Annotated in this window: 15 protein-coding genes; 13 read left to right on the top strand and 2 right to left on the bottom strand. The window is 69.6% G+C overall.

What is annotated here, in order from left to right:
• Position 1: 1 nt before the first annotated feature.
• Complete coding sequence (locus tag H5965_RS40465; RefSeq protein WP_310976361.1) at positions 2-1,165, bottom strand: acyl-CoA dehydrogenase family protein; 1,164 nt, start codon at positions 1,163-1,165, stop codon at positions 2-4.
• Between the two features lie 70 nt (positions 1,166-1,235).
• Between H5965_RS40465 and H5965_RS40460 the strand changes: the two genes are divergently transcribed.
• The 13 genes from H5965_RS40460 to H5965_RS40400 all read left to right on the top strand — a co-directional run bounded on the left by H5965_RS40460 (position 1,236) and on the right by H5965_RS40400 (position 12,761).
• A complete protein-coding gene (locus H5965_RS40460) occupies positions 1,236-1,427 on the top strand; it encodes a ferredoxin (RefSeq protein WP_310976360.1) in 192 nt (63 codons plus the stop codon).
• A gap of 82 nt (positions 1,428-1,509) precedes the next feature.
• Positions 1,510-2,367 carry a 3-oxoacyl-ACP reductase gene (locus H5965_RS40455; RefSeq protein WP_310976359.1) on the top strand — a complete coding sequence of 286 codons (858 nt, stop codon included), beginning with the start codon at positions 1,510-1,512 and terminating at the stop codon, positions 2,365-2,367.
• Entirely contained in the window at positions 2,364-3,122 is a 759-nt protein-coding gene (locus H5965_RS40450) for a glucose 1-dehydrogenase (protein ID WP_310976358.1), read from the top strand. Before H5965_RS40455 ends, H5965_RS40450 begins: the two co-directional genes overlap by 4 nt.
• A gap of 99 nt (positions 3,123-3,221) precedes the next feature.
• Positions 3,222-4,010 carry an ABC transporter permease gene (locus H5965_RS40445; protein ID WP_310976357.1) on the top strand — a complete coding sequence of 263 codons (789 nt, stop codon included), beginning with the start codon at positions 3,222-3,224 and terminating at the stop codon, positions 4,008-4,010.
• Complete coding sequence (locus H5965_RS40440) at positions 4,010-4,858, top strand: ABC transporter permease (protein ID WP_310976356.1); 849 nt, start codon at positions 4,010-4,012, stop codon at positions 4,856-4,858. The genes H5965_RS40445 and H5965_RS40440 overlap by 1 nt, the downstream gene beginning before the upstream one ends.
• Complete coding sequence (locus H5965_RS40435; RefSeq protein WP_310976355.1) at positions 4,855-6,177, top strand: MCE family protein; 1,323 nt, start codon at positions 4,855-4,857, stop codon at positions 6,175-6,177. The genes H5965_RS40440 and H5965_RS40435 overlap by 4 nt, the downstream gene beginning before the upstream one ends.
• Positions 6,174-7,211 carry an MlaD family protein gene (locus H5965_RS40430; protein ID WP_310976354.1) on the top strand — a complete coding sequence of 346 codons (1,038 nt, stop codon included), beginning with the start codon at positions 6,174-6,176 and terminating at the stop codon, positions 7,209-7,211. The genes H5965_RS40435 and H5965_RS40430 overlap by 4 nt, the downstream gene beginning before the upstream one ends.
• Entirely contained in the window at positions 7,208-8,239 is a 1,032-nt protein-coding gene (locus H5965_RS40425) for an MCE family protein (protein ID WP_310976353.1), read from the top strand. The genes H5965_RS40430 and H5965_RS40425 overlap by 4 nt, the downstream gene beginning before the upstream one ends.
• Positions 8,236-9,429, top strand: a complete 1,194-nt coding sequence (locus H5965_RS40420) for an MCE family protein (protein ID WP_310976352.1) — start codon at positions 8,236-8,238, stop codon at positions 9,427-9,429. The genes H5965_RS40425 and H5965_RS40420 overlap by 4 nt, the downstream gene beginning before the upstream one ends.
• Complete coding sequence (locus H5965_RS40415) at positions 9,426-10,571, top strand: MCE family protein (protein WP_310976351.1); 1,146 nt, start codon at positions 9,426-9,428, stop codon at positions 10,569-10,571. Before H5965_RS40420 ends, H5965_RS40415 begins: the two co-directional genes overlap by 4 nt.
• Entirely contained in the window at positions 10,568-11,797 is a 1,230-nt protein-coding gene (locus tag H5965_RS40410; protein WP_310976350.1) for an MCE family protein, read from the top strand. The genes H5965_RS40415 and H5965_RS40410 overlap by 4 nt, the downstream gene beginning before the upstream one ends.
• Positions 11,794-12,282 carry a hypothetical protein gene (locus H5965_RS40405; RefSeq protein ID WP_310976349.1) on the top strand — a complete coding sequence of 163 codons (489 nt, stop codon included), beginning with the start codon at positions 11,794-11,796 and terminating at the stop codon, positions 12,280-12,282. Before H5965_RS40410 ends, H5965_RS40405 begins: the two co-directional genes overlap by 4 nt.
• Complete coding sequence (locus tag H5965_RS40400) at positions 12,279-12,761, top strand: hypothetical protein (protein ID WP_310976348.1); 483 nt, start codon at positions 12,279-12,281, stop codon at positions 12,759-12,761. Before H5965_RS40405 ends, H5965_RS40400 begins: the two co-directional genes overlap by 4 nt.
• On the opposite strand, the gene H5965_RS40395 is transcribed toward H5965_RS40400, so the two are convergent.
• Positions 12,758-13,237 (bottom strand): hypothetical protein, encoded by a 480-nt coding sequence (locus tag H5965_RS40395; protein WP_310976347.1) that lies wholly within the window; start codon positions 13,235-13,237, stop codon positions 12,758-12,760. The two genes, H5965_RS40400 and H5965_RS40395, sit on opposite strands and share 4 nt — an antisense overlap.
• Positions 13,238-13,278: the final 41 nt, after the last annotated feature.

Here is a 13,278-nt window from a genome sequence, read left to right as displayed (position 1 = left end):
CCTAGCGCGTGACGGGCAGGCCGAGGGCGGTCGCGGCGATCATGTCCCGCTGGATCTCGTTGGTGCCGCCGCCGAAGGTGAGGATCAGCGCCGACCGGTGCAGCCGCTCGATCCGCCCGGACAGCTGCGCCCCCGGCGAGCCTTCGCGGACGACGGCGGCCGCGCCGAGCACCTCCATCAGCAGCCGGTAGGCCTCGATCGCGAACTCCGTGCCGAACACCTTCGTCGCCGACGCCTCGGCCGGGCCGAGCTCGCTGGCCGCGGCCGCCCAGGCGATCCGCCAGTTCCGCAGCTTCAGGTACTCCGCGCCCGCGTGCACCCGCGCCAGGTGCAGCCGTACCCACTCCTGCTCGATGGCGCCGGTCTCCTTCGCCCATTCCAGGACATCGGCCAGCGCCTTGCGGATCGGCGCCGACGACGTCAGCGCGACGCGCTCGTGGTTGAGCTGGTTGGTGATCAGCGGCCAGCCCGCGTTCTCCTCGGCGACGCGCGCCGACACGGGGACGCGCACACCGTCGTAGTAGGTCGCGCTCGTCCCGGCGCCGGCGACCGTGTGCACCTTGGTCCACGAGAAGCCCTCCGCGGACGTCGGCACGATGAGCATCGACAGCCCGCGGTGCTTCTTCGCGGACGGATCGGTCCGGACCGCGAGCCAGACGTAATCGGCGTACTCGATCAGGCTCGTCCACATCTTCTGGCCGGTGACGACGTACTCTTCGCCGTCGCGCTCGGCGCGCGTCCGCAGCGACGCCAGGTCGGTGCCGGCCTCCGGTTCCGAGTAGCCGATCGAGAAGTGCAGCTCGCCCGCGGCGATCTTCGGCAGGTAGAACGCCTTCTGGTCTTCGGTGCCGTAGCGCATGATCGTCGGGCCCACGGTGTTCACCGTCAGGAACGGCACCGGCACCCCGGCGACGGCCGCTTCGTCGGTGAAGATCAGCTGGTCGAGCATCGACCGGCCCTGCCCGCCGTACTCGGGCGGCCAGCCCAGCGCGAGCCAGCCGTCCTTGCCCAGCTGCCGCACGATCTCCTTGTACGCCACGCCATCGCCGTACTCGCCGCCGCCCGAGCGGAGGCCCGCCCGCCGTTCGGGCGTCATCAGCTCGGCGAAGTACTCCCGAAGCTCGGCCGCCAGGGCCTGCTGCTCCGGCGTGTAGTCGATCCGCACCTGTCACCTCGATCCGGCGTTACACTAGAACCTGTTCTAGTTGTACCAGGACTCGTGTGGCGGAGGAAGCATGGAGATCGGGGTCGACCGTGAGCTGTGCGAGGCGAACGCGGTGTGCGTGGGGTTCGCGCCCGGGATCTTCGACCTGGATGACGACGAAGAACTCGTCATCCGACCCGGCGCGGTGCCGGAGGACCAGATAGAACGCGTTTCGGATGCGATCAAGGGCTGCCCGAAGAACGCCCTGTTCACCATCAGTTAGCAGTGTTCACCGAAGGGGTTGCCTAGAACGAGAACAGATTCTACTGTAGGCCAGATCCTGGACTCGACGAGGAGGTCCCGCGGTGAGCTTGACCGGCAGGACGGCGATCGTCACGGGGGCCGCCGCGGGGCTGGGCCGGGCCGAAGCGCTCGCGCTCGCCGCGGGCGGCGCCACGGTCGTCGTCAACGACATCGGCGAGCCGAAGGACGTCGTCGCCGAGATCGAGGCGGCCGGCGGCCGGGCCGTCGCGGTGGCCGGCGACGTCGGCGAACGCGCCACGGCCGACGCGCTGGTGAGCGCCGCGCTCGACCTCGGCGGGCTCGACATCGTGGTGAACAACGCGGGCGTCCTGCGCGACAAGATGCTGTTCTCGATGTCCGACGACGACTGGGACACCGTGCTGCGCGTGCACCTGCGCGGGCACTTCCTGTTGTCCCGCAACGCCGCGAAGCACTGGCGCGACAAGTCCAAAGCGGACGGCGCACCGGTGTACGGGCGGCTGGTCAACACCGCGTCCGAAGCGTTCCTCATCGGCTCGCCGGGCCAGCCGAACTACGCCGCCGCGAAGGCGGGCATCACCGCGCTCACCATGTCGGCCGCCCGGAGCCTGGCCAAGTACGGCGTCCGCGCCAACGCGATCTGCCCGCGCGCACGGACGGCGATGACCGAGGGCGTGTTCGGTGCTCCTCCCGCCGAGGGCGCCGATCCGCTCTCGGTCGAGCACGTCGCCCCCTTCGTCGCCTACCTCGCCTCCCCGGCGGCCGAGCACGTGAACGGGCAGGTGTTCGTCGTCCACGGCGGCACGGTCGCCCTGGTCGGGCCGCCGCGGATCGAGCAGCGCTGGAAGCTCGACGAGCTCGAGACGTCCCTGAGCGGCTTCTTCGCCGACCGCGACCCCGGCCGGATGTTCGCCGCCACCGAAATCCTGGGAGAGTCATGAGGCTGGACGGGAAGATCGCCCTGATCACCGGCGCGGCGCGCGGGCAGGGCGAGGCCGCCGCGCGCGCGTTCGTCGCCGAGGGCGCCAAGGTGGTGATCGCCGACATCCTCGACGACGAGGGCAAGCAGCTGGCCGCCGACCTCGGCGAACAGGCCGTCTACCAGCACCTCGACGTCGGCGACGAGGACGGCTGGACCGCCGCGGTCGAGCGCGCGACCACCGAGTTCGGCGCGCCGAACGTGCTGGTCAACAACGCGGGCATCCTGCACTTTTCGGAGCTCGGGCAGACGACGCTGGCCGACTACGAACGCGTGATCCGGGTGAACCAGATCGGGGCGTTTCTCGGGATGCGTTCGGTCGTTGAACCGATGACCGCCGCCGGCGGTGGCTCCATCGTCAACGTGTCCTCTGTGGAGGGTCTGGCCGGGATGCCCTACCTCGTCGCCTACACCGCGAGCAAGTTCGCGATCCGCGGCATGACCAAGGTCGCGGCGATGGAGCTCGGCAAGAAGCGCATCCGCGTGAACTCGGTGCACCCCGGCGCGATCGACACCAAGATGGTCGAGACCGCGGCGGGCGGCCAGAAAGTCGACATGTCGTACGTCGGGAAGAAGGTCGCGCTGAAACGGGTCGGGCAGCCGGAGGACGTCGCCAAGCTGGTGTTGTTCCTGGCCAGCGACGAGAGCGCGTACTGCACGGGTGCGGAGTTCGTGGCGGACGGCGGGGCGACGGCGACGCACGCCCTCAACTTCTGAAGGAGAACTGCCGAAGGGGAGAGTGAACACCGCTAACCAAAAGCGGGAACCGGGTGTGGAGAAGACTCGGAGGTCAACGGCGATCTACTGGGAGGTGTGGTGAGCGGAGGCACTGGCACGCTCCCGGGAACCGCGGCGCTGACCCAGGTCGGCCGCCTGGCCACGCTGTCGGTGGAAGTCCTGCGCGCGATCTTCAAGCGCCCCTTCCAGACGCGTGAGTGGATCCAGCAGTGCTGGTTCTTCGCCAGCGTCACGATCCTCCCGACGGCCCTGGTCGCCATCCCGTTCGGCGCGGTGATCGCCCTGCAGCTCGGCTCGCTGACCGCGCAGATCGGCGCCCAGTCGTTCACCGGCGCGGCCAGCGCCCTGGCGATCGTGCAGCAGGCCAGCCCGCTGATCACGGCGTTGCTGGTCGCGGGCGCGGGCGGCAGCGCGGTCTGCGCGGACATCGGCGCGCGCAAGATCCGCGAAGAGATCGACGCCATGGAAGTCCTCGGCGTCAACCCGATCCAGCGCCTCATCGTGCCGCGGGTGCTCGCCGCGATGGTCGTTTCGGTGCTACTGAACGGCTTGGTCAGCGTGGTCGGCGTGCTCGGCGGCTACTTCTTCAACGTCGTCCTGCAGGGCGGCACCCCCGGCGCGTACCTGGCCAGCTTCAACGCCCTCGCGCAGGTGCCGGACCTGTGGATCAGCGAGATCAAGGCGCTGCTGTACGGCTTCGTCGCCGGGGTCGTCGCGGCCTTCCGCGGGCTGAACCCGGCGGGCGGTCCGAAGGGCGTCGGTGACGCGGTCAACCAGGCCGTCGTGATCACGTTCCTGCTCCTGTTCCTGATCAACGTCGTGCTCACCGCGATCTACCTGCGGATCGTCCCGCCGAAGGCGATGTGATGACCGCCGGAGGAGTCGACGCCGACCGGACGCTCGAGTACATCGCGCGCCCGGGCCAGAGCCTGGAAGGGCTCGGCAAGCAGCTGGCGTTCGCCGCGAAAGCGCTCGCCTGGTCGCCGCGCACGATCCGCCGCTACAGCCGGGAAACGCTGCGCCTGCTCACCGAGGTCTGCTTCGGCACCGGCGGCCTCGCGGTCATCGGCGGCACGCTCGGCGTGATGATCGGGATGACGCTGTTCACCGGCCTGATCGTCGGCCTGCAGGGCTACTCCGCGCTCAACCAGCTCGGCACGGCCGCGCTCACCGGCTTCATCTCCGCCTACTTCAACACCCGCGAAGTCGCCCCGCTGTCCGCGGGACTCGCCTTGAGCGCGACCGTCGGCTGCGGCTTCACCGCCCAGCTCGGCGCCATGCGGATTTCGGAGGAGATCGACGCCCTGGAGGTCATGGGCGTGCCGAGCATGCCGTACCTGGTGACGACCCGGGTGCTCGCCGGCGTCGCCGCGGTGATCCCGCTGTACGCGGTCGGCCTGCTGTCGAGCTACCTCGCGTCCCGGCAGATCACCATCTGGCTCTACGGCCAGTCCGCGGGCACCTACGACCACTACTTCACCCTCTTCCTGCCGCCCGGCGACGTCCTCTGGTCGTTCGGGAAGGTGATCGTGTTCAGCGTGCTCGTGATCCTGTCCCACTGCTATTACGGGTTCCACGCCAGCGGCGGCCCGGCCGGCGTCGGGGTCGCGGTGGGCCGCGCGGTGCGGACGTCGATCGTGCTGATCTCGGTGCTGGACTTCTTCCTGTCCCTCGCCATCTGGGGCGCGAACACCACGGTGAGGATCTCGGGATGAGGCGCGAGCTCTGGCAGCGGCTCCGGTACCAGGTGCTGGGGCTGGTCTTCCTGCTCGTCGCCGCCCTGTTCATCGCGCTCACGCTCGCTGTCTACAACAAGGCGTTCACGCCGGTGACGCTCGTGAAGCTGGAGACCGACCGGGTCGGCAGCCAGCTGCGCACCGGCGGCGACGTCAAGGTCCGCGGCATGCTCGTCGGCGAGGTCCGGTCGGTGCTGGCGAAAGGCGACCACGCCGAGCTGGAGCTGGCCCTCGACCCGGACAAGACGCACGTCATCCCGAAGAACGTCTCCGCGCGGCTGCTGCCGAAGACGCTCTTCGGCGAGCGGTACGTCGCCCTGCAGTTGCCCGGCAAGTCCGACGGCCCGATCGAGGCCGGTGACGTCATCCCGCAGGACCGCAGCAGCGCGGCGATCGAGCTGCAGAAGGTCCTCGACGACGTCATGCCGCTGCTGCAGGCGGTCCAGCCCGAGAAGCTGTCCAGCACGCTCACCGCGGTGGCGACCGCGCTCGACGGCCGCGGCAAGCAGCTCGGCGACACCCTCGTCCAGCTGAGCGACTACCTCGGCCGGCTGAACCCGGCACTGCCGGACGTCAAGGCCGACATCACCGGCCTCGCGAATGTGGCGAACACCTACGACAAGGCCGCGCCGGACATCCTGCAGGCGTTGTCGGACCTGACGACGACCAGCCGGACGATCGTCGACCAGCGCGCCCGGCTGGCCGACCTCTACGCCACGGTCACCGCCGCTTCGGTGGACCTCACGAGCTTCCTCCAGGTGAACAAGGACAACCTGATCCGGCTCACCACGGCCATCCAGCCGACGCTGGACGTCCTCGCGAAGTACGCGCCCGAGTACCCGTGCCTGATGCGCCAGCTCGCCGAGTCGGTGCCGCGGGCGGAACTGGCGTTCGGCAAGGGCACCGCGTACCCGGAGGTCAGCCGGGTGACCATCGAGTTCGCCGCCAGCCGCGGCAAGTACCTGCCCGGCGTCGACGAGCCGAAGTACGAGGACAAGCGCGGCCCCCGCTGCTACCCGAGCGTCCCGCACCCCGGCGTGTGGCCGCAGTACCCGCCCGACGGCCCGATCGAGGACGGCTCCAGCAAGCCCCCGCCGCCGAAGTACCCGCCCGAGACGCTGCCCGCCGGTGGGGGCGCCATCGGCGGCGACGGCACGATCGTCGGGTCGGCCTACGAGAACGACCTGATCGACCTGCTCGCCTCGCCCGCGCTCGGCACCGCGCCCGGTGCCGTGCCCGGGTGGGCCGGCCTGCTCGTCGGGCCGCTCTACCGCGGGGCGGAGGTGGAGCTCAAGTGAGGAGTTTCGTCCCGTCGCTGATCAAGCTGGGCGTCTTCGCGGTCGTCACCGTGCTGCTGACCGGGATCCTGGCGGCCACCATCGCGAACACGAACTTCGGCGAGACGTCCGGCTACCTGGCGAAGTTCACCGACGCGTCCGGGCTCAAGGAAGGCGACGACGTCCGCATCGCCGGCGTCAAGGTCGGCCAGGTCGACGCGATCGAGGTGGTCGAAGGAGACCGGAACCTGGCCCAGGTGCGGTTCGACGTCGAGCACACCTACCGGCTGCCGGAGACGGTCACCGCGACGATCAAGTACCGCAACCTCGTCGGCCAGCGCTACCTCGCCCTCGGCACCGACGTCCCGGGCGACAAGGCGCTGCCGGACGGCGGCACGATCCCGCCCGAGCGCACCAAACCCGCGTTGAACCTCACCGTGCTGTTCAACGGGTTCAAGCCGCTGTTCAAGGCGCTGAGCCCCCAGGACGTCAACCAGCTGTCGGCCGAGATCATCAGCGTCTTCCAGGGCGAGGGCGGCACGATCACCAGCCTGCTGCAGCACACCGCGTCCCTGACGACGGCGATCGCGCGCAAGGACCAGGTGATCGGCCAGGTCATCGCCAACCTCAACACCGTGCTCGGCACGGTGAACGCCCACGGTGCGCAGCTCGGTGACCTCGTCGAGCAGACGCAGAAGCTGGTCAGCGGGCTGGCCGAGCAGCGCAAGCCGATCGGCGACGCGGTCAGCGCGCTCGGCGACCTCGCGGTGTCGACCACCGGGCTCCTGGCCGACGCGCGCCCGGCGCTCAAGGACGACGTGGCCCGGCTCGGTGTGCTGTCGCAGAACCTCGGCGACTCCGGGGTGCTGCTCAACCACCTCCTCGAGGTGCTGCCGGGCAACCTGCAGAAGTTCACCCGGACCCTGAGCTACGGCAGCTGGTTCAACTACTACCTGTGCGGGATCACCGGCACCATCGGCATTTCCTCGCTCGACATCACCCTGCCGATCATCCCGATCCCCGGCACGCAGCGCGCGGAGAGGTGTGGTCCGTGAAGCCGCTGAAGGAACGCAACCAGGCCGCGGTGGGCGCGGTCGCGCTCGTGCTGATCGTGCTCGTCACGGCCACGACGTACTTCTCCGACCAGCTCCCGTTCTTCGGCAACGGCACGACGTACTCGGCGTACTTCGGCGAGTCCGCCGGGCTGGCGCCGGACAACGAGGTCGAGGTCGCCGGCGTCAAGGTCGGCACGGTGTCGTCGGTGAAGCTGGCGGGCAAGCAGGTCCTGGTGAAGTTCCGGGTCAAGGACGTCCGGGTCGGGGACGCCACGACGGCGTCGATCGAGATCAAGACGCTGCTGGGGGAGAAGTACCTCGCGCTCGACCCGAAGGGCGACGGCGCGCAGGAGCCGAACTCGACCATCCCGCAGACCCGCACGCGCACGCCGTTCCAGCTGCAGGACGCGTTCGAGCAGCTGTCGACGACGGTCGGCGACATCGACACGAAACAGCTGGCGGACAGCTTCAACGCGCTTTCCGACAGTCTCAAGGACAGCCCGCAGTACCTGAAGGACACGCTGACCGGCCTGTCGTCCTTGGCGAAGACGGTGTCCTCCCGCGACGCCGACCTGCACACGCTGCTGGCCAACACGAGCCAGGTGTCGAAGACGCTGTCCGACCGCAACGCCCAGCTGCAGCGCGTGATCAGCGACGGCAACCTGCTGCTCACCGAGCTGCAGAACCGCAAGCAGGCCATCAACGCCCTGCTCACCGGCACCCAGCAGCTCTCGCAGCAGCTGACCGGCCTCGTCCAGGACAACCGCGACCAGCTCAAGCCGACGCTGGACAAGCTGGGCAAGGTGACCGACATCCTGCAGCGCAACCAGGGCAACCTCGACAAGAGCCTGCAGCTGATGGCGCCGTTCGCCCGGGTCGGCGCGAACGCCACCGGCAACGGCCGCTGGTTCGAGGGCTACCTGTGCGGGCTCCTGCCGCCGACGATCACCGTGGGCGGCCTGCACATCAACCCCGAAGGCTGCACCCCGCCGATCGCGGCGCCGAACCAGGGGGTGGGCCGCCGATGACCATCCACACCGCCCGCGGCCGCAGCCTGGTGACCTGGCTGGCGTTCGCCTGCATCCTCGCCCTGATCGTCACCGCCGGGCTGTACCTGGTGTTCCGGGCGTCGAACGGCACCAAGCTGTCCGCGTACTTCGGCAAGACCGTCGGGCTGTACGCGGGTTCGTCGGTGCGGGTGCTCGGCGTGCCGGTCGGCGAGGTCACCGACGTGACGCCCGAAGGGGACGCGGTCCGCGTGGACATGCGCGTCGACGACGTGTCGCTGCCCGCCGACGTCGGCGCGGTCGTCGTGGCGCCGAGCCTGGTCAGCGACCGGTACGTCCAGCTGACCCCGGCCTACGACAGCGGTCCCGTGCTCGCATCGGGGACGGTGCTCGCGAAGGACCGCACGGCCACGCCGGTGGAACTGGACGATCTGTATTCGAGCCTCGACAAGCTGTCGACGGCGCTGGGCCCGAACGGCGCGAACAAGGACGGCGCGTTGTCCGGCGTCCTGGACACCGCGGCGAACACGCTGAAGGGCAACGGCGCTTCGCTGAACTCGACGGTCGGGCAGCTGGCCGAGCTCGCGAAGACCCTCGACGGCTCGAAGGACGACCTGTTCTCGACCGTGCAGAACCTCAACTCCTTCACCGGCGCCCTGGCCCAGAGCGACCAGCAGCTCAACGAGTTCTACGGCCGCGTCGCCGACGTCAGCCAGTTCCTCGCCGCCGACTCGTCCGAGGTCGGTGCCGCGTTGCAGTCCCTCGGGGGCGCGCTCGGCGACGTCCAGCAGTTCGTCAACGACAACAAGACGGTCTTGGAGTCCAATGTGGACAAGCTGGCGTCGCTGTCGAAGGTCCTGGTCGACCAGCGTGCCGCGCTCGCCGAGGTGCTCGACATCGCGCCGACCGGCGCCACCAACTTCATCAACTCCTACGACGCGGCGTCGGGCACCATCGCCGTCCGCGACAACCTGAACGAGCTGACCAACCCGCCGATCCTCACCGCGTGCCGCCTGATCAGCTCGTTCACGCCCAAGGAAGTCCCCGACACCCTCGGCACCATCTGCAAGCAGCTGGCCCCGGTCCTCGACGGCGCCTTGAAGCTACCGACCATCCCGCAGGTGCTGAATTCGCTGCAGAACGGGACGCTGCCGCCGTTGCCGCTCCCGCTCGTCGACGTCATGGAACAGCTTTCGGGCGGTGCCAAGTGAAGCGGCTTGCGGGGGTGCTCGCCGGGGTGCTCGTGCTGGCGGCCTGCAGCGACGGCGGGTTCAACGGTCTCTACGGCACGCCGCTGCCGGGCGGCGCGGACGTCGGCGACCACCCGTACCACGTCACCGCGCTGTTCACCGACGTGCTCGACCTGGTGCCGCAGTCGAGCGTCAAGGTCAACGACGTCGCGGTCGGGCGGGTCGACAAGATCACGCTGACGCCGGACACGCGCTCGGCGCTGGTGGCGATGACCGTCAACGGCGACATCGCGCTGCCCGCCAACGCGCGCGCCGAGCTGAAGCAGTCTTCGCTGTTGGGGGAGAAGTTCGTCGAACTGAGCGTGCCCACGGCGGAACCCGCGTCGGGGAAGCTCGCCGACGGCGGGCAGATCCCGCTCGGGCGGACCAACCGCAACCCCGAGGTCGAGGAGGTGCTCGGCGCGCTTTCGCTGCTGCTCAACGGCGGCGGCGTCGAGCAGATCCAGAAGATCAGCCACGAGCTCAACGACGCGCTGTCCGGGAACGAGCCGGAGATCCGCGCGCTGCTGTCCCGGGTGGACGAACTGGCCACCCAGCTCGACGGGCACAAAACGGAGATCCTGCGGGCGATCGACGGTCTCGCGAAGCTCTCGAAGACGTTGACCGGCCAGACGCAGAACCTGACGAACGCGCTGGACAACCTCGCGCCGGGCCTGAAGGTCGTCACGGACCAGCGCGACCAGCTCGTGGGCATGCTGAACGCGCTCGACACGCTGTCCGGCGTCGCGGTGGACACCGTGACCAAGAGCCGCGACCAGCTCGTCGCGAACCTCAAGGCCCTGCAGCCGACGTTGACGAAGCTCGGCGAGGCCGGTGCCAACCTGCCGAACGCGTTGCAGATCCTGCTGACGTACCCGTTCCCGGACTACGCGGGCAACGTGATCAAGGGCGACTACGCGAACGTCGAGGCGAACGTGAACCTCGACCTGGACGTGCTGATCTCGAACTTCACGAACTCGTCGCAGCCGCCGATCGCCCTGCCGTCCGGGCAGCCGTCCGCCGTCGCGCCCCCGCTGCCGCTGCCCGACCTGGGCACGGTCCCGCCGGCGGCCGGTCCCGGCCTGCTGGGCGGCCTGCTCGGCCTGATCGGGGGCGGCCGGTGACCCGCAAGATCCGGATCCAGCTGTTCGCGTTCGTCGTCATCGCGGTGGTGTCGGTCGTCTACGCCGGCGGCCGGTACGCGGGGCTGGACCGGCTGTTCGGCAACCGCGGCTACGTCGTGACCGCACAGCTGACCGACTCCGGCGGCATCTTCGTCAACTCCGAGGTCGCCTACCGCGGGGTCACGGTCGGCCGGGTGACGTCGATGACGCTGACCGAGCACGGCGTCGACGTCGCCCTGGACATCGACGCGGGCGCCCCGGACATCCCGGCCGACGCGCACGCGCAGGTGGCCAACCGTTCTGCGGTGGGGGAGCAGTTCGTGGACCTGCTGCCGCACCACAACGGCGGCCCGTTCCTCGAGGACGGCTCGGTGATCACGGCGGACAAGACGTCGCTGCCGCCGTCGCCGGACACGGTGCTGACCCACCTCGACGACCTGGTCGCGAGCGTGCACCCGGAGTCGCTGCGTACGGTCGTCGACGAGACGTACAACGCGTTCGCGGGGGCCGGGCCGGAACTGCAGCAACTGCTCGACAGCACGGGTTCGCTGACGGCCGTGGCCGCGCAGTACGTGCCGCAGACGCAGGGGCTGCTGGCGAACTCGCGGATCGTGCTGGGCACCCAGGAGCGCCAGTCGGCGAACATCACCGACTTCGCTTCGGGGCTGCGGACGATCGCCGGTCAGCTGAAGAAGTCGGATCCGGACCTGCGGCGGGTGATCGCGCAGGCGCCGCAGCTGAGCCGGCAGATCAGCGACGTGCTGGCCGCGTCGGGGACGGACCTGGGCGTCCTGTTCGCCAACCTGCTGACCACGGCGCAGATCACGACGTCCCGGAAGGACTCGATCGAGGAACTGCTGGTCGCTTATCCGATCATCTCGGCGTTCTCGCCGTCGACGTCCCCGGACGGCACCGGGCACCTGGGTGTGGTGTTCAACTTCTTCGACCCGGCTTCGTGCACGAAGGGGTACGAAGGGACGAAGCAGCGTCCGGCGAACGATGAGTCGGAGGCGCCGGTCAACACGAACGCGTACTGCGCCGAGCCGCCCGGGAGCCCGACCGGCGTGCGGGGCGCGCAGAACGCGCCGTACGCGGGGAAGCCGCCCGCGATCCCGGCGGCACCTTCGCAGACTGCTTCTTCCACGCCTGCGCCGTTGCCGGGAATGCTCAGCCTGCTGACCGGGCCGTCCGCGGGCGGACTCGGCCGGTTGCTGGGCGCGCCGTGACACAGCGGCTCCTGGTGGTCCTGGCGGCGTTGTCGATCCTGGCGGCGGCGTTCGCGGGCTGGTCCTGGTGGCGCGCGGCTTCGGACGAGTCCTCGGCCCGCGGCCGTTCGCGCGACGAAGTGCTCGCGGCAGCAGGCCCGGCATTGGTCACGTTGAACACGATCGACTACCGCACGGCGGCGGCGGACGTCGACCGCTGGATAGCGGCGACGACGGGCCAGTACGGGAAGGACCTGTCGGGCGACCGCCAGCTGCAGATCGACCGGGCGGTCACGGCCCGCACGGTCTCGTCGGCATCGCTGGTCCAGGCGGCGGTGACGGAGATCGATCCTGCTCGTGGTTCCGCCCGTCTGTTGGCGGTCCTGGACGTGCGTGTGTCGACGGGCGGTGGCGCGGTTTCGCCGCGTCTCAACCGCCTGACGGTGGACGTGTCCCGCTCCCCGTCCGGCTGGAAGATCGCGGCAGTCCAGGCGGCGGGCTCATGACGCGTGCCCTGGTCCTGGTGGTGGCGCTGGCATTGGGCTGCACGGCGTGGTTCGGCATCGAAGCGGCCTCGCTGTCGCCGGGGGACAACCAGGCTTTGGTGGACGTGCAGGCCACTTCGGACGTTTCGTCTCAGGTGAGCGACGCGGTGAAGGCGGTGTTCTCGTACGACTACGCAAACCTGCCCCGCACCGAACGCGCGGCGGCGGAGGTGTTGACGGGGGATGCGGTCCGGCAGTACTCATCCCAGTTCGCTTCCGCGCGAACGCGGGCCACGGCGGAGAAGCTGACCCGGACGACGACGGTCCGGGCGGTGGGGGTGCGCTCGTTGCGAGGGGACTCGGCGGACTTGCTGTTGTTCCTGGACCAGCAAACGGTGGCTCAGGGCGGAGGAGCACCGACGTCCTCGGTGGCCCAGCTCGCCGTGACGGCGAAGCGCGTGGACGGGCGTTGGAAGCTGGCCACCCTGACGGCGCTCTAACCGTCCCAAACGGCCGCGCCCTGCCGCAAAACCTCCACATCGGACCCTTCCTCGACCGGCCACAGCTCCACCACGTACCGGTAGTGCTCCCCGAACTCGTGCTCGTTCCACGTCACCGCGGGCGGATCCGCCGGTACGTACGACACCCGCGCCCGGTACAACCCGGGCAGCACCGAAAAGAACTTCTCCTGCGACGGGTAGTCCGAAGGCCCGGAAATCACCAACCGCCCGCTCGGAACCGGAAGGTCCGCTTCCACCACGTGCTCGGCGTCCGGCAAGAGAGCAGGCGCCGAAGGCAGCAGCGTCACCGATGACTCGACCACGTCCGACCGCGCCGTCGCGATCGCCAGACCGCCCGGCTCGGCCCCGATCCGGTGAAGCTCCACCGCGGAAGCGGTCCAGCCGTTGCCCGTCAACCGGGCGGAAGAATCCCGGATGGTGAACTGGCGCTGGTCGGCGTGGACGACGAGATGCACACCAACCACCCTAGCCAGGACCCGCCCCGAAATGGTATCGA

The organism is Amycolatopsis sp. 505 (assembly GCF_031625235.1).
Lineage (GTDB): Bacteria > Actinomycetota > Actinomycetes > Mycobacteriales > Pseudonocardiaceae > Amycolatopsis.
Note: the sequence above shows the minus strand (reverse complement) of the source record. Positions and strands in the feature narration are given on the sequence as shown.

What these genes read in the sequence shown, in the direction of transcription:
- H5965_RS40460 (WP_310976360.1), top strand. Translation starts at nt 1,236, where the DNA reads ATGGAGATCGGGGTCGACCGTGAGCTGTGCGAGGCGAACGCGGTGTGC.
- H5965_RS40450 (WP_310976358.1), top strand. Translation starts at nt 2,364, where the DNA reads ATGAGGCTGGACGGGAAGATCGCCCTGATCACCGGCGCGGCGCGCGGG.
- H5965_RS40440 (WP_310976356.1), top strand. Translation starts at nt 4,010, where the DNA reads ATGACCGCCGGAGGAGTCGACGCCGACCGGACGCTCGAGTACATCGCG.
- H5965_RS40420 (WP_310976352.1), top strand. Translation starts at nt 8,236, where the DNA reads ATGACCATCCACACCGCCCGCGGCCGCAGCCTGGTGACCTGGCTGGCG.
- H5965_RS40400 (WP_310976348.1), top strand. Translation starts at nt 12,279, where the DNA reads ATGACGCGTGCCCTGGTCCTGGTGGTGGCGCTGGCATTGGGCTGCACG.
- H5965_RS40435 (WP_310976355.1), top strand. Translation starts at nt 4,855, where the DNA reads ATGAGGCGCGAGCTCTGGCAGCGGCTCCGGTACCAGGTGCTGGGGCTG.